Source organism: Rhodanobacter thiooxydans LCS2 (assembly GCF_000264375.1).
Lineage (GTDB): Bacteria > Pseudomonadota > Gammaproteobacteria > Xanthomonadales > Rhodanobacteraceae > Rhodanobacter > Rhodanobacter thiooxydans.
Genome location: NZ_AJXW01000064.1, coordinates 1 through 16,277, shown reverse-complemented (window position 1 = coordinate 16,277; position 16,277 = coordinate 1). Strand labels below are relative to the sequence as shown.

Below are 16,277 nucleotides of genomic sequence, written 5' to 3'. Positions count from 1 at the left end.
CCCTTCGGGAGAGGGGCTGGGGGTGAGGGTTCGGGCGGAGCGTGGGGGTTTATGGCTTCGCCCGCACCCTCTCCCCAACCCCTCTCCCGCAGGGAGAGGGGCTCAAGCAAGGCGGAGATTTCCTCGCGCAGCCGCGACACGCCGAACGACAGTTCGTCGCTGCGCCCCGGTGCCTCGCCCAGCCAGAACGGGATGCTCGGCGGCGCGCCGTGCGCGTCCTCCACCCGCAATCGATCACGCTCGACACGCTGGATGCGGTAGCTGGCATTGCCGAGCTGGAAGATGTCGCCGGCCATGCTCTCGACGGCGAAATCCTCGTTGACCGTGCCCACGATGATCGCCTGCGGCTCCAGCACCACCTTGTAGTCGGCGGTGTCGGGAATGGTGCCGCCGGAGGTCAGCGCGGTGAGTCGCGCGTTGCGCCGCGGGCGCAGCTGGCGGTTCACCGCGTCGCGATGGATGTACGCCGCACGCGGGCCCTGGCGGGTGGTGAAGCCTTCGGCCAGCATGCGCACCACCGCGTCGAATTCGCTGCGGGCGAGGTCGCGGTAGGGATGTGCGCGGCGCACCAGCCCGTACAGCGCGTCCTCGTCCCATTCGGCGCAGGCCACCTCGGCGACGATCTGCTGGGCCAGCACGTCGAGCGGCTGCGGCGGCATCACCAGCGCGTCCAGTTCGCCGCGGCGCACGCAGTCGAGCAGGGCGGTGCATTCGACCAGGTCGTCGCGGGTGGCCGGGAACAGCCGCGCCTTCGGCGTGCCGTCGATGCTGTGGCCGGAACGGCCGGCGCGCTGCAGGAACGCGGCGATCGAGCGCGGCGAGCCGAGCTGGCAGACCAGGTCGACCTCGCCGATGTCGATGCCCAGCTCCAGCGAGGCGGTCGCCACCAGCACCTTGAGCTCGCCGCGCTTCAGCCGCTGCTCGGCGTCCAGCCGCAGCTCCTTGGCCAGGCTGCCGTGGTGTGCGGCGACGTGTTCCTTGCCCAGCCGCTCGGACAGGTGGCGCGCGGCGCGCTCGGCCATCCGCCGCGTGTTGACGAAGACCAGAGTGGTGCGATGCGCACGCACCAGCACTGCAAGGCGGTCGTAGATCAGTTCCCAGGCGTCGTTGGACATCACCGCTTCGAGCGGGACGGGCGGAACTTCGATGGCAAGGTCGCGCGGGCGGGTATGGCCCACGTCGATGATGGTTGCGCTGCTCCCTCCCCTGCTCGCCCCTAAAGGGACTTCCTTCGGTCGCAGGGATGGTTGGGGTGGAGTGCTCTTGCTCCTGGACCCAAGATCAAGAGCCTTACCCCCTCCCAACCTCCCCCTGTCAGCCGGGGGAGGGGCAGAAGCGCCGACGAGGAAGTCGGCAACCTTCTCAATGGGCTTCTGCGTCGCCGACAGCCCGATCCGCAGCAACCGCCGCTGGCACAGCGACTCCAGCCGCTCCAGCGACAAGGCCAGGTGCGAGCCGCGCTTGCTGCCAGCGATGGCGTGGATCTCGTCGACGATCACCGTGCGCACGCCCGACAGCATGGAACGTCCTGAGGCCGAGCCCAGCAGCACGTACAGCGATTCGGGCGTGGTCACCAGGATGTGCGGCGGCAGCCTGCGCAGCAGGTTGCGCTCGACCTGCGGGGTGTCGCCGGTGCGCACCGCGGTGCGGATTGCCACGTCGGGCAGGCCGAGTTTTTCGAGTTCCGCGCGGATGCCTTCCAGCGGCGCTTCCAGGTTGACGTGGATGTCGTTCGACAGCGCCTTCAGCGGTGACACGTAGAGCACCGTGGTGGCGTCGGCCAGCACGCCGTCGTGCGCCACGCCCTCGCGCACCAGTTCGTCGATCGCGGCGAGGAACGCGGTCAGCGTCTTGCCCGAGCCGGTCGGCGCGGCGACCAGGGTGTGCGCTCCGGCGCGGATCGACTGCCACGCGGCCGTCTGCGCCGCGGTGGGCGCAGCGAACGCGCCGCGGAACCAGGCGGCGACGGCAGGATGGAACTCGGCGAGCGAGGGCGACATGATTCTGCGAAAGATGGGTACCATCGGCGCTGCACGCAAGCGCGAAGCGCCGGTTCGTGACGCCAGTGGCTTGCGCTGAAAACGTTACGTTAGCACTCTGCGCGGTGCCGTCAGCCGCCTTCCTTCTTCGCCCGAGGTCGCCCATGTCCCGTCGTCCGCGCCGTCTGTCCGCCTGTGCTTTCGCCCTCGCCGTGGTGGCCACTGCCACGGCGGCCGGGGAACCGCCGACGCGACCCTGGATGAACGCTTCGCTGTCCCCTGATGCGCGCGCCGCGCTGGTGGTGCAGGCGATGAGCCAGGACGAGAAGTTCCAGCTGATCACCACTGCCTACGGCAGCGCCTCCGACGGCAAGCCGGCGCCGGCCTGCGCGCTGGGTTCGGCCGGTTGCACGCCGGCGTTCGCGCGGCTGGGCCTGCCGGCGCTGCAGGAGACCGACGCCGGGTTGGGTGTGGCGCGCCCGCTCAACGCGCACAGCAGCGACGTCGCCACGGCGCTGCCGTCCGGCCTGGCTACGGCGGCCAGCTGGGACCCGGCGGTGGCCGAGGCCGGCGGCGCGATGATCGGCCGCGAGGCGCACCGCAAGGGCTTCAACGTGCTGCTGGCCGGCGGCGTCAACCTGCTGCGCGATCCGCGCAACGGCCGCAATTTCGAGTACGCCGGCGAGGATCCGCTGCTGGCCGGCGTGATGGCCGGCCACGCGGTGCGCGGGATCCAGTCGCAGCACGTGGTGTCCACGCTCAAGCACTACGCCATCAACGACCTGGAGACCGGCCGCAACACGATGAACGCGAAGCTCGATCCGGTCGCCGCGCGCGAATCGGACCTGCGCGCGTTCGAGATCGCGCTCGGCGTCGGCGAGCCGGGCTCGGTGATGTGCGCCTACAACCGCGTCAACGGCACCTATGCCTGCGAGAACGCATGGCTGCTCGACCAGGTGCTCAAGCGCGACTGGGGCTACCAGGGTTTCGTGATGTCCGACTGGGGCGCGGTGCACAGCGCGGCGAAGTCGGCGCTGGCCGGGCTGGACCAGCAATCGGCCGGGGAGACGTTCGACCCACAGGTGTTCTTCGCCGCGCCGCTGCGCGAGGCGATCGCCAGGGGCGAGGTGCCGCAGGCGCGGCTGGACGACATGGTGCAGCGCATCCTGCGCAGCTTGTTCGCGGTTGGCGCGATCGACCACCCCGCCAAGGCAGCGCCGATCGACTACGCCGCCGACGCGAAGGTGGCGCAGCGTGCCGCCGAGGCCGGTGCGGTGTTGCTGCGTAATGAGCACAACCTGCTACCACTGGCGCGCACGCTGAAGTCGGTGGCGGTGATCGGCGCGCACGCGGACAAGGGCGTGCTGGCCGGCGGCGGTTCGTCGGCGGTGACCGCCCCGGGCGGCAATGCGGTGCCGGGGCTGGCGCCGACCGTGTGGCCAGGCCCGGTGATGTACGACCCGTCCGCGCCGCTGGCGGCGATCGCCCGGCGCGTCGGCGGCAAGGCCAGCTACGCCAGCGGCGAGGACATCGCGGCCGCGGCGAAGCTGGCCGCTTCGTCCGAGGTGGCGGTGGTGTTCGTGCAGCAGTGGGCGGCCGAATCGTTCGATCGTCCGCACATGGCGCTGGATGGTCAGCAGGACGCGCTGGTCGCCGCCGTCGCCAAGGCCAACCCGCGCACCGTGGTGGTGCTGGAGAACAACGGTCCGCTGACGATGCCGTGGCTGGCGCAGACCGCGGCGGTGCTGGAGGCCTGGTACCCCGGCAGCGCCGGTGGCGAGGCGATCGCGCGGCTGCTGTTCGGCGAAGTGGATCCGTCCGGCCGGCTGCCGCTCAGCTGGCCGCGCGACGAGTCACAGCTGCCCCGCCCGACCATCGCCGGCGCCGGCCTGGCCGCGATCGGCCTGCCGCCGCAGGGCCAGCCCGCCGACACGGTCGACTACGACATCGAGGGCGCCGACGTCGGCTACCGCTGGTTCCAGCGCCGCGGCAGCGAGCCGCTGTTCCCGTTCGGCTACGGGCTGGGCTACACCACCTTCGGCTACGGTCCGCTGACCGTCACCACGGATGCGGCCGGCGCGGTGACGGCGTCGTTCGCAGTCACCAACACCGGCCAGCGCGCTGGCGCCGACGTGCCGCAGCTCTACGTGCAGCTGCCCGGCGAGCAGGTGGCGCGGCTGGTCGGCTGGCAAAAGGTGGCGCTGCAGCCGGGCCAGACGCAGCGGCTGCGCCTGGCGCTGCCGGCGGTGCGCTTCGCGCGCTACGACGACCAGGGCCACGGCTGGCGCGTCGCCGCCGGCAGCTACCGGCTGCTGCTTGGGCACTCCTCCGCGCAGATCGAGCAGCGGGCGGCACTGCAGCTGCCGGCGGTGTTTCCCGCCGGCGCGCAACGCTGACCCGCCGACGCTTCCCTTTCACAAAGAAGGCGGCTGTATGACAATGCCGCGACGACACGCGCCGAGGTGGGCTGGCCGTGGCCGTCTTCTTCCCTCGACACAAGGACCGACCATGCACGTCGCCACTTCGTTGCGCCTCGCCGTACTCGCCGCCTGCATCGTCGCCGCGCTGCCGCAGGGCGTCGCACTGGCGCAGGAAACCAAGCCGGCCAAGCCGCAGCCCGCCAAGACCACCGAACTGCAGACGGTGAACGTCACCGCCTCGAAGCGGGTGGAGAACATGCAGAAGGTGCCGATGGCGCTGACCGTGCTGACGCCGGACAAGCTGGAGGCGTTCGGCCAGTCCGGCGACACCGTGCTGCAGCTCGCCTCACGCGCGCCCAGCGTGTACGCCGAGACTTCCTACGGCCGCGAATTTCCGCGCTTCTACATCCGCGGCCTGGGCAACAGCGACTTCGACCTCAACGCCTCGCAGCCGGTGTCGATGGTGTACGACGACATCGTGCAGGAGAACCCGATCCTGAAGGGCTTCCCGCTGTTCGACCTGGCCCAGGTCGAGGTGCTGCGCGGTCCGCAGGGCACCCTGTTCGGGCGCAACTCGCCGGCTGGCGTGATCAAGTTCGAGTCGGTGCGGCCGAGCCAGGAAACCAGTGGTTATGCGCGCGTCTCGTATGGCACGCTCGGCACCGCCAACGCCGAGGCTGCGCTGGGCGGCGCGCTGGGCGGGCACTGGTCCGGGCGCATCTCGGCGCTGGCGCAGCACCGCGACGGCTGGATCGACAACACCTTCACCGGCCAGAAGGATGCACTGGGCGGCTACAACGACCGCGCCGTGCGGCTGCAGGCGTTGTACGAGAACGACGGCTTCAGCGCGCTGATCAACGGCCACGCGCGCTGGCTGGATGGCAGCGCGATGGTCAACCGCGCCAATGCGATCGAGCTGGGCAGCCCCAGCTTCGTGCCCGGCTTCGACCGCGACAAGGTGGCGCAGGACGGCCGCAACAAGCAGCACCTGTTCAGCTGGGGCAGCAACCTGCACCTGGCGTGGAACCTGGGCGACCTGACCTTCACCTCGATCACCGGGCTGGAGCACGCCACCACCTACAGCCTCGGCGACGTCGACGGCGGCTACGGCGCGGTGTTCCACCAGCCGATGGGCCCGGGCTCCATCCCGTTCCCGGTCGAGACCGCCGACGCGCTGCCGCACGATCGCCAGATTACCCAGGAATTCCGCCTGGCCAGCAACGGCCAGGACAAGCTCAACTGGCAGGTCGGCGCCTACTGGTTCGACGAAGACATCGCGATCAGCAACTTCGACTACGCCACCTTCAACAACCACGCGCTGGACGGCTACGCCATGCAGACCCAGCGCACCAAGGCGTGGGCGCTGTTCGGCTCGGCCAACTACCAGCTTGCCGACGACTTCGAGCTGCGCGCCGGCGCGCGCTGGTCGCACGACTCGCGCGACTTCAAGGTGGATCGCGTACTGTCGCCGATCAATGGCGGCCCGTTGCGGCAGACCGCGCAGCCGCACGACGCGCGCTGGAGCGGCGACCTCACCGGCACCTGGACGCTGAACCCGAACGTCAACGTCTACGCGCGCATCGCCAACGGCTTCCGCGCACCCAGCGTGCAGGGCCGCGTACTGTTCGCCGACTTCATCTCGCAGGCCAAGCCGGAGACGATCACCAGCTACGAGCTGGGCGTGAAGACCACCGGCATGGACAACCACGTGCGCTTCAACGCCGATGTCTATAGCTACAACATGCACAACCAGCAGCTCACCGCGGTGGGCGGCGACATCAACGTCACCCGCCTGATCAACGCGAAGAAGACCGAGGGCTACGGCGCCGAGTTCGACCTGGAGGCCTACCTCACGCCGAACTTCGTGCTCACCGCCGGCGGCAGCTACAACCACACCGTGCTGCGTGACCGGACCCTTGCCGTGCCGCCGTGTGGCGCGCCGGCCTACCATTGCACCGTGCTCGATCCGCTGGACGCCAGCGGCAACGCGCTGGTCGACGGCAACACCCTGCCGAACGCGCCGAAGTGGATCGGCACGCTCACTGCACGCTACGGCATCCCGTACGGTGACGGCGGCGAGTTCTTCGTCTACACCGACTGGAACTACCGCAGTGAAGTGAACTTCTTCCTGTACGACTCGGCCGAGTTCAAGGGCAAGGCGTTGCTGGAAGGCGGCGTGCGGCTCGGCTACAACTGGGACTACGGCCGCCGCGAGGTCGCCCTGTACGGCCGCAACATCACCGACAAGCAGGCGATCACCGGCGCCATCGACTTCAACAACCGCACCGCCTTCGTCAATGACCCGCGCATCATCGGCGTGGAGTTCCGCGCCGAGCTGTAAGCCGAGCGTGCCGATGCTCCGTCGCGCGACGGGGCATCGGCATCCTGCCCGCATAGCGGCCCGCGCATGCCATGCAGGCGGCTCGCGGCCGTGCCAAGATGTGTGCTGGCCGCTGTCCGCGAGGATGCCGAGGGGAGTCCGCGGGCGGCCGCCCCGGTGCAAGGGAAATTCATGCGTATACGGAGTGGGGGGGTGATCCGTCGGTTCGGCGTGCTGGTGCTGCTGTCCGGCCTGGGTCTGCTGGGGGTGTCGGCGGCCCGCGCGGCCAGCCTCGATCCGTCGATGCTGCCGAAGATCCAGGCGGCCACCTTCGAGGTGGTGCAGGCCAAGCCGGCCGTCGACCCGCTGAGCTACGAGCGGCCGCTGCCGCTGGAGCTGCTGCCTTACCAGGAGCGCACCGACAAGTACTACTCCATCGGCACCGCATTCGCGATCGGCTCCAACCGCTACGTCACGGCCGCGCACGTGCTGCTGGCCGGCGTGGACAGCCTGTGGGGACCGCCCCAGCTGCGCGACGCCGCTGGCCGCGTATACCCGATCGGCAAGATCGAGAAGTTCTCGCTGGGCAAGGATTTCGTGGTGTTCACGCTGGCGCAGCCGCCGGCGGGCGACGCCGCGCTGCAGATCGATGCCAACCCCGCGCTCAACCAGGTGGTCTATGCGGTGGGCAACGCGCTGGGCACCGGCGTGGTGATCCGCGACGGCCTGTACACCTCCGACACGCCGGAGCAGCAGGACGGCGCCTGGCAATGGATGCGCTTCTCCGCCGCCGCCTCGCCCGGCAACAGCGGCGGTCCGCTGCTTGGCAAGGACGGCAAGCTGATCGGCGTGGTGCTGATGAAGTCGGCCAACGAGAACCTCAATTACGCGCTGCCGATCCGCGAGGTGCTGGATGCGCCCGCCGGCAAGGCGGTGATGGACACGCGCGTCACCTACCAGATCGACCTGTTCGACACCGTGCAGAACGACCGGCTCAAGACGCAGTTCGCGCTGCCGGTCGGCCTGGACGATTTCTACCGCGAGTACCAGGCCCGCATGGACGCCAATAGCGACACACAGCTGAAGGCGCTGCTGGCGAAGGAGTCCGCCAACCTGTTCCCGAACGGCGCCGGCTCGGCGCGACTGCTGCACCAGCAGACGCAACTGGACGGCTTTCCCACGCTGATCGTGCGCGGCAGCGAGGGCGAGTGGCGGCGCGTTGGCGAGCGGTCGCAGTATTTCGCGCTGGACGGCAACGGCTACGTGGCCACCGGCGGGGTGGCGCGCAACGGCCTGATCCGCCTGCGCCGGCCCGACGGGGTGGCCGCGGCCACGTTCTATGGCGACGCGAAGTCGCGCATGGACCTGCTGGCGCGCACCGGCATGTTCCAGCGCGAGGTCGCCGGCGAGAAGGTCAAGATCACCTCGCTGGGCAAGCCCGTGCGCGAATCGACCCGCCTCGATCGCTGGCAGCGGCCGTGGCAGGTCGGCGTGTGGACGCTGCCTTACGCGAATGCGCTGGTGGTGGCGTACACGCTGCCGGTGCCGGACGGCAGCGTAATGCTGGTGCGCTTCACGCCGCCCTCCCATGAGCACGACAGCATGCTGGACATGGACGAGATGAGCAGCTTCGTCCACGTCACCTATCAGGGCACGCTGGCGCAGTGGAAGGACTTCCTCGACAACCCGGCGGTGCAGCCGGCCGCGTTCAAAAACATCCACATCGGTTTCGACTACGACCACCGCTTCAGCTACGCCTCGCAGCGGCTGCGCTTCGCCTATCCGTCCGCAGTGCAGGCGATCAAGCCGGACAACCTGCTGTGGCTCGGCTTCCGCTTCTTCCTCGACGACGGCAAGCCGGTGTGGGACGTGGGCGACGTGAACGTGTGGAAGGACACCGCCTCCGACGACCACAACAACGTCAACGTGCAGCGCTACATGGCGCCGCCGCCCGGGCTGGACGACGACCTGAGCAGTCGCTGGCGCAAGCTGTCGGCGCGCGAGTATCCATACAATGGCGTGGCGCGCTACGAGAACGACCTGATGAAGATCAACGCCGTGGTCGCTCCGGCCGCCCAGGGCAGCCAGCCGTCCACGGTGCTGTACACCGCCTTCTATGGCACCGCGGGCACGCAGCCCCAGGCCGACATGAAGGGCAAGCTCGACCTGCTGACCAAGGACATGCAGGTCACCGAACATTGATGCCTGCCCCGGCGCACACGACGGCGCCGGGCAGGAGACAGACGCGGAACCACCATGCACGCGGCACTGCAGAACCGTCCGGCGGACGGCACCGAACCCACCGCCTGGCTCGCCATGGCCGATGGCCAGCAGCTGTTCCTGCGCGACTGGCCGCTGGCCTGCGCACGTGGCGCGGTGCTGCTGGTGCACGGGCTGGGCGAGCACAGCGGCCGTTACCAGCGCCTGGCGGCCTGGTTCAACCGGCATGGTTACGCCGTGCGTGGCTACGACCAGCGCGGCCACGGCCGCAGCCCGGGCCGTCGCGGCGGTTTGCGCCACGGCGACGACCTGCTGGAAGACCTCGCCACCGTCTACCTCGACTATGTCGGCGGCCTGCCGCAGCCGCCGCTGCTGCTCGGCCACAGCATGGGCGGCCTGGTGGCCGTGCGCGCCGTGCTGGATGGCCGCATCGAGCCGCCGGCGCTGCTGCTGTCGTCGCCGGCGCTGCGTACCCGCGAGTCGCCACGGATGATCGCGCTGGCGCGACTGCTCGCCCGCGTCGCGCCGAACCTGCCGTTGCGCAACGGGCTGGATTTCGACCAGCTCTCGCACGATAGCAAGGTGGTGGTCGACTATCGTCGCGACCCGCTGCGCCACGGCTGGATCACCCCGCGGCTGGCCGACTTCATCTTCCGCGCCGGCGCCGCATGCATCGCCGACGCCGCCCGTCTGGCGTTGCCGACCCTGCTGCTGGTGGCCGACGGCGACGGCATCGTGGATCCCTCCGGCAGCCGCGAGTTCGCCCGTCAGGCGGCGTCGACCGGGCAGCTGACCACGCGCTTCTTCTCGCTGCTGTACCACGAGCTGTTCAACGAGAACGAACCGGGCCGCGGCCAGGTGCTGATGCAGCTGGGCGACTGGCTGGGCAGGCAGGACGCGCCGGGGCCATATCGCTGAAAGCTGCGCGCCCGATCCGCGCCTCCGGCCTGCCATGAATTCCGGCGATACTCTCCATCAACCTATGGGGAGAAGGTCGCATGTCGCGTCGATCGTACGAGTGCCTTTCGCGCCGGGTGTGGTCGCGCGCGCTGATTGCCTTGCTGCTGGGCCTGCTGCTGACGGCCTGCCACCGCGGCCCCGATAACGGCAAGCCGGCCCTGCAGGGTGCGCCGGCCGGCAGCACCTCTGCGCCGGCCAGGGCGAAGGCCGAGTTCGCGCTGGTCTCGGCCAGCTCGCAGACCACCGATTCGCGCACTGCGCTGATCCTGCGCTTCAACGCCGCGCTGGCCTCGGCCCAGGCGTTCGACACGCTGGTCGCGGTGACCGGCCCGAACGGCGAGGTGGTCAGCGGCAGCTGGAGCCTCGACGACGACAACAAGACGCTGCGCTTCCCGTTCGTGCAGGCGAACACGCGCTACGCGGTGCAGCTGAAGGCCGGCCTGCTCGCCGCCGACGGCCGCACGCTGGGCCACGAGGTGAAGCACGACGTGTACTCCGGCAACCTGCCGGCGGCGGTCGGCTTCGCCTCGCACGGCAGCGTGCTGCCGGCGCGCGGCACGCGCGGCCTGCCGCTGGTGTCGATGAACGTGCACGACGCCGACGTGGAGTTCTTCCGCGTGCGCGACGAGGCGCTGTCGGACCTGTTCTGCAGCTACCCGCGCAACGGTCACCGCGACAGCTACGAGCTCGACCACGACGTCGTCTACTACAACAGCTGCGGCGAGGGTGACGACCGGCGCAGCCGCGTGCCGATCACCCAGCTGGCCGACTCGGTCTACGCCAACCACTACACGCTGGGCGGCGAGCCGAACGAGCGCACCGTGACCTACCTGCCGGTGCAGAACATCAAGGAGCTGGCGCAGCCTGGCGTGTACATGGCCGTGGTCAAGGCCGGCGGCAGCTTCAGGGAGGGCTATGACACCGCCACCTTCTTCGTCAGCGACCTCGGCCTGCACCTGCGCGTGTACCGCGACAACGTGCTGCTGCACGTGGCCTCGCTGCGCGACGGCACGCCGGTGAACGCCGTCGATATCGAAGTGCGCGACGCGGCCGGGCGCAGCAAGCTCAAGGCCGTGACGGGCGCCGACGGCAACGCGCTGCTGGCGTACAAGGTGAAGGCCTCCGACGTGCTGGTGGCGCGCCACGGCAAGGACGTCTCGGTGCTGCCGTTCAACCGGCCGGCGCTGGACGTGTCCAACTTCGACATCAGCGGCCGTCGGCAGGCGCCGTTCGAGGTGTATGCCTGGTCCGGCCGCGACCTGTACCGCCCCGGCGAGACGCTGCGCGCCTCGGCCCTGCTGCGCGACTTCGACGGCAAGCCGATGAAGGCGCAGTCGCTGTTCGTGCGCGTGAAGCAGCCCGATGGGCGCGTGCTCGCCGAGAAGCGGGTGGAGCCGCAGCAGCTGAACTACTTCGAGCTGAGCCAGGCGATCCCGGCCGACGCGCCGACCGGCCTGTGGCAGCTGGAATTCCGCCTCGACCCCGCCAGCAAGGAGACCGTGCAGGCGTTCCCGTTCCACGTCGAGGAGTTCCTGCCGGAACGGTTGAAGGTGGAGCTGTCCAGTCCGCAGCCGCGGCTGGCCCCGAACGAGCCGTTGAAGCTGAAGGTCGCCTCAAGCTACCTGTACGGCGCGCCCGCCGACGGCAACCGCTTCACCGCGAAGCTGCTGGTGGCGCCGGAAGTGCATCCGCTGGAGAAGATGAAGGACACCTTCTTCGGCGACCCGACGGTCGAGCTGCCGAAGAGCGCCGACGACGTGGTCGACGCAAAGCTCGACGCGCAGGGCGTGCTGGAGCAGGACGTGGCGCTGCCCGACGACGTCAAGCCGGTCGCGCCGCTGGCGGTGACCCTGTCCGGCAGCGTGTACGAGAGCGGCGGCCGCGCGGTGACTCGCCTGCTCAAGCGCACCTACTGGCCGGCCGACGCGCTGGTCGGCCTGCGCCCGCTGTTCGATCCGAAGCAGGGCGCCGAAAGCGAGGCGCCGGCCGGCTTCGAGATCGTGCGTGCGAATGCCGAGGGCGGCCTGGTCGCCGGCAGCCACCTGAAGGTGCGCCTGCAGCGCGAGCTGCGCGACTTCTACTGGCTGTACGAGCGTAGCGGCGGCTGGCAGTCGAACGCAAACCAGCGCTTGCAACTGATCGAGGAAAAGGACGTCGACGTGGCTGCTGGCAAGTCGGCCCACGTGGAGTTCCCGGTGCAGTGGGGCAGCTACCGGGTCGAGGTGTACGACCCGGCCACGAAGCTCACCACGGTGTTCCCGTTCTTCGCCGGCTACAGCTGGGACGACCAGAACCTCGGCAAGGAGGCGCGCCCGGACAAGGTCAAGCTGGCGCTGGACAAGGCGCGCTACCGCGCCGGCGACACCATGAAGGTCACCGTGACGCCGCCGCACGACGGTCCCGGCGTGCTGCTGGTGGAGTCGGACCACCTGCTCTATACGAAGAACATCGAGGCGAAGGCCGGCGCCGTGTTCGAGATCCCGGTGACGAAGGAGTGGGAGCGCCACGACGTCTACGTGACCGCGCTGGTGTTCCGCGGCGGCGAGGCGGCCGAGCACACCACGCCGGCGCGCGCGATGGGCGTGGAATACGTGGCGATGGACCGCAACGACCGGCGCATTGCGCTGAAGCTCGACGCGCCCACGCTGCTGCGCCCGGGCAACCCGCTCGAGGTCGGCGTGCAGGCGAGTGGACTGGCCGGGCAGCAGGCGTTCGTCACGCTGTCGGCGGTCGACCAGGGCGTGCTCAACATCACCAGCTACCCGGTGCCCGACGCGTGGGCGTGGCTGTTCGCCAGGCGCGCGCTCGGCGTCGACGCATACGACCTGTACAGCCGCATCATCGAAGCGATGGACGGCGCCGAGGCCAAGCTGCGCTACGGCGGCGACATGAGCGGCGCGGCCTTGCCCAAGGCCACCCGGCTCAACCCGAAGGTGCAGATCGTCGACCTGTTCGCCGGCCCGGTGGCGTTCGACGCGCAGGGCAGCGCCAAGTTGCGCGTGGACGTGCCCGACTTCAACGGCAGCCTGCGCCTGGCCGTGCTGGCGTACACCGACAGCCGCTACGGCAACGCCGACGGCGCAGTCACCGTGCGCGCGCCGCTGGTGGTCGAGCCGAGCACGCCGCGGGTGATGGCGGCCGGCGACAAGGCGATGATCAGCCTGGATCTCAAGAACCTGTCCGGCAAGGACGGCATCGCCAAGGTCAGCGTCAAGGGTGGCGGCCCGATCACGGTGGACAAGGCCACGCAAAGCGTGCCGCTGAAGGATGGCGCCGGCACCACCTTGCACATGCCGGTGACGGCACAGGCGGGAGCGGCGGTGGCGACGGTGGACATCCACGCCGAGTTGAACGACTACCGGGTCGATCGCCACTTCGAATTCGCGGTGCGCCCGGCCTGGCCGGAAACCGTCGCCACCACGCCGCTGGCGCTGGAAGCGGGCAAGCCCGTGCACTTCGGCGGCGCGGCGATCGCCGGCCTGCTGCCGGCCACGGTGAACGCGCGGATCACCCTGAGCACCCTGCCGCCGCTGCCGTACGCGGCCGCGCTGCGCGACATGCTGCGCTACCCCTACGGCTGCATCGAACAGACCACCAGCAAGGGCTACGCTGCCTTGATTCTGGATGGCCAGACGGCCAAGGCATTGGGTGCGCAGGTGATGAGCGACGCCGTGCGCAAGGCCGCGGTGGATGGCGCACTGTCGCGGATCGCCTCGTTCCAGGCCAGCAACGGCCACTTCAGCTTCTGGGGCGGCAGCAGCCCGATCGTCACGTTCACCACGCCGTACGTGGTGGACTTCATGCTGGACGCGCGCGACGCCGGTTTCGCGGTGCCGCAGGACGTGTTGCAGAAGTCGCTGCAGCGGCTCAACGACGACCTGCTCGCCGGCGGCCACCCGTACTACGAGTACGAGCAGCACGATCACCTGCGCCTCGCCGACGAGGCGTACTCCGGCTTCGTGCTGGCCCGCGTCAACCGCGCGCCGCTGGGCACGCTGCGCGCGATCTTCGATAACGAGCGGCAGAAGCTGGTCGCCCCGCTGCCGCTGCTGCATCTGGGCATCGCGCTGAAGCTGATGGGCGACAACGAGCGCGCGCAGAAGGCGATCGATGAGGCGTTCGCCTGGAGCAAGGAGCGCCCCTGGTACGTCGGCGACTACGGCTCGGAGCTGCGCGACCTGGCGCTGATGGTCGCGCTCACCCACAGCTACGGCATGAGCAAGCCGGCCTACGACGCCAAGCTGGTCGACTGGGCGCGCAACGCCACCGCGAACGTGCGCCAGCGGCAGAAGGAATTTGCCGATTACCGCTGGTCGTGGTCGTACCTGAGCACGCAGGAGCAGGCCGCGATTGCCCGCGTGGCAGCGGCGTTCGACGCCAAGAGCAACGCCCCGCTGGCCGCCACCATCACCGTGAACGGCAAGACCGAGGCCGCGCCGGACCAGCGCGTGTGGAGCCGCATGCTCAGCGCGGCCGAGCTCGGCGCCGGCGTCAGCGTGCAGCCGACCGGCGACGCGGCGGTGTTCGCCAGCCTCGACGTGGCCGGCATCCCGCAGCAGGCGCCCGCCGCCGACGCCAGTCAGATCGACGTGCGCCGCAGCTGGTTCACCACCGACGGCAAGCCGTGGAGCGGCGGGCCGCTGAAGGAAGGCGACGCGCTGATCGTCGAGCTGAGCATCGAGGCGCGCATGAACGTTCCCGACGCATTGGTCACCGATCTGCTGCCCGGCGGGCTGGAGGTGGAGAACCTCAACCTCGGCGGCGCGCAGTCGTGGTCCGGCGTGGTGATCGACGGCATCAACCTGGACGAGCACGCCTCGGCCGCGCCGATCGTGCACGAGGAATACCGCGACGACCGCTACGCCGCCGCGCTGAACCTGAGCCGCGGCGACAAGGCCCGTGTGTTCTATCTGGTGCGCGCGGTGACGCCGGGCACGTACACCGTGCCGCCGCCGCTGGTGGAGGACATGTACCGCCCCGCCGTGCGCGGCATCGGCAAGGCCGAGCCGGCGAACATCAGCGTGGTCGAACCGTGAGTCAGGCTCGATCCCTCAGTCTGAGCGGGTGGAAGGCTACGGCCATTGCCATGATGGCTGCGTTCGTTTCATTTTCTGCCTCGGCTGCCGACTCCAGGGCAGTGCATGTGACGGACGGTCTCGGCTACGCCATCCCACGCGGCAGTCCAGTGCAGTTTGTGTCCCTGGGCGAATATGGGGTCGGATTGTTCCGGGGTCGGTTCGTAGTGTCTGGTACCTACCATTACGGATACTCGTCGAATGATCCCGAGGCTGACTCGGACTACGGACTCTTGGAACTCTATTTCATTCCAGATGAAGAAACAGCCAACCATCTTCCCTACTGGAAGCAAAGAGGGCATGTACATGAAATCTGCTTCCGGAATGACAAGGATTTTGTGAAGGCGCTCATTTCACCCAAGACGCTTCGGGAGCTGAAACAGAGGACCATTCTCTCCGTCAGCGGCAAGGCGGTGGTCATTGCTGCGGACTACCGGGTCTCTGTTGAATGCGATTACCCGACGTATTCAGCTTCGTTCGTTGCCATTGAGCGTCCGGAAGCGCCGTTGGTCAGTCATGCACCCGTCGAGCCGGGTGGATGCTGATTGAAACAACATGACGCAGCTCGGTACGAGACGTGAAAGCGGAACAGCGTAGCCGCATCCGGCATTTCGTAGGCGGCTGTGGCATCACGTTGGTAGCTGTGTTGCTCGTTGCCGTGCTCCTCGACCGCCGGTTCCCCCTCCACCTGCCCGCGCCCGACGCCGGCAGCACGGTGGTGCTGGCGCGTGACGGCACGCCGCTGCGCGCGTTCGCTGACAGCGACGGCGTGTGGCGTTACCCGACCACCGCGAAACAGGTGTCGCCGCTGTACCTGCAGGCGCTGCTCAACTACGAGGACCGCTGGTTCTACCGCCACCCCGGGGTCAACCCGTATGCGCTGCTGCGCGGCCTGGCCGGCGGGCTGCGCCATGGCCGCATCGTCTCGGGCGGTTCCACCCTGAGCATGCAGGTGGCGCGGATCATCCAGCCGATTCCGCACACGTTCCGCGGCAAGCTGGTGCAGATCCTGCGCGCGCTGCAGCTGGAGGCGCACCTCAGCAAGGCGCAGATCCTCGACCTCTACCTCAACCACGCGCCGTTCGGCGGCCCGATCGAAGGGGTGGAGGCTGCTTCGTGGGCGTACCTGGGCAAGCCGGCAGCGCGGCTGTCTCACGCCGAGGCGGCGTTGCTGGCGGTGCTGCCGCAGTCGCCCAGCCGGCTGCGCCCGGACCGGCACGCGCAGGCGGCGCGCGCCGCGCGCGACAAGGTGCTCGGGCGCATGCGCGACCTCGGTGTGTGGAGCGCGGCCGAGGTGCGCGAC

General features: G+C 69.4%; 7 protein-coding genes and 2 pseudogenes. 7 read left to right on the top strand and 2 right to left on the bottom strand.

The features are described 5' to 3' along the window. Window positions 1–101 precede the first annotated feature (101 nt). Window positions 102–1,187: pseudogene (locus UUA_RS20320) on the bottom strand (helicase-related protein); the annotation flags it as partial. A gap of 126 nt (window positions 1,188–1,313) precedes the next feature. Then, window positions 1,314–2,000, bottom strand: a pseudogene (locus tag UUA_RS20315) (DEAD/DEAH box helicase); the annotation flags it as partial. Between the two features lie 143 nt (window positions 2,001–2,143). Between UUA_RS20315 and UUA_RS13005 the strand changes: the two are divergent. The 7 genes from UUA_RS13005 to UUA_RS12975 all read left to right on the top strand — a co-directional run. Beyond that, complete coding sequence (locus tag UUA_RS13005; RefSeq protein WP_039954025.1) at window positions 2,144–4,375, top strand: beta-glucosidase family protein; 2,232 nt, start codon at window positions 2,144–2,146, stop codon at window positions 4,373–4,375. 112 nt (window positions 4,376–4,487) lie between these two features. Next, a complete protein-coding gene (locus UUA_RS13000; RefSeq protein WP_008437608.1) occupies window positions 4,488–6,740 on the top strand; it encodes a TonB-dependent receptor in 2,253 nt (750 codons plus the stop codon). A 192-nt stretch (window positions 6,741–6,932) separates the two neighbouring features. Beyond that, window positions 6,933–8,921, top strand: a complete 1,989-nt coding sequence (locus tag UUA_RS12995) for a S1 family peptidase (RefSeq protein ID WP_008437607.1) — start codon at window positions 6,933–6,935, stop codon at window positions 8,919–8,921. 54 nt (window positions 8,922–8,975) lie between these two features. Continuing rightward, complete coding sequence (locus tag UUA_RS12990) at window positions 8,976–9,857, top strand: alpha/beta hydrolase (protein ID WP_008437606.1); 882 nt, start codon at window positions 8,976–8,978, stop codon at window positions 9,855–9,857. Between the two features lie 80 nt (window positions 9,858–9,937). Next, window positions 9,938–14,935 (top strand): alpha-2-macroglobulin family protein, encoded by a 4,998-nt coding sequence (locus UUA_RS12985; RefSeq protein WP_008437605.1) that lies wholly within the window; start codon window positions 9,938–9,940, stop codon window positions 14,933–14,935. A 50-nt stretch (window positions 14,936–14,985) separates the two neighbouring features. Further along, the gene (locus UUA_RS12980) at window positions 14,986–15,519 is read left to right on the top strand and encodes a hypothetical protein (RefSeq protein ID WP_008437604.1); all 534 of its coding nucleotides are present in this window, start codon (window positions 14,986–14,988) and stop codon (window positions 15,517–15,519) included. A gap of 56 nt (window positions 15,520–15,575) precedes the next feature. Beyond that, on the top strand, window positions 15,576–16,277 hold a 702-nt coding region (locus UUA_RS12975), incomplete at its 3' end, for a transglycosylase domain-containing protein (protein ID WP_238533023.1).

Excerpts from the sequence above, each read along its gene's own strand:
- UUA_RS12990 (WP_008437606.1), top strand. The coding sequence starts at position 8,976 with ATGCACGCGGCACTGCAGAACCGTCCGGCGGACGGCACCGAACCCACC.
- UUA_RS12980 (WP_008437604.1), top strand. The coding sequence starts at position 14,986 with ATGATGGCTGCGTTCGTTTCATTTTCTGCCTCGGCTGCCGACTCCAGG.
- UUA_RS12985 (WP_008437605.1), top strand. The coding sequence starts at position 9,938 with ATGTCGCGTCGATCGTACGAGTGCCTTTCGCGCCGGGTGTGGTCGCGC.
- UUA_RS13000 (WP_008437608.1), top strand. The coding sequence starts at position 4,488 with ATGCACGTCGCCACTTCGTTGCGCCTCGCCGTACTCGCCGCCTGCATC.
- UUA_RS13005 (WP_039954025.1), top strand. The coding sequence starts at position 2,144 with ATGTCCCGTCGTCCGCGCCGTCTGTCCGCCTGTGCTTTCGCCCTCGCC.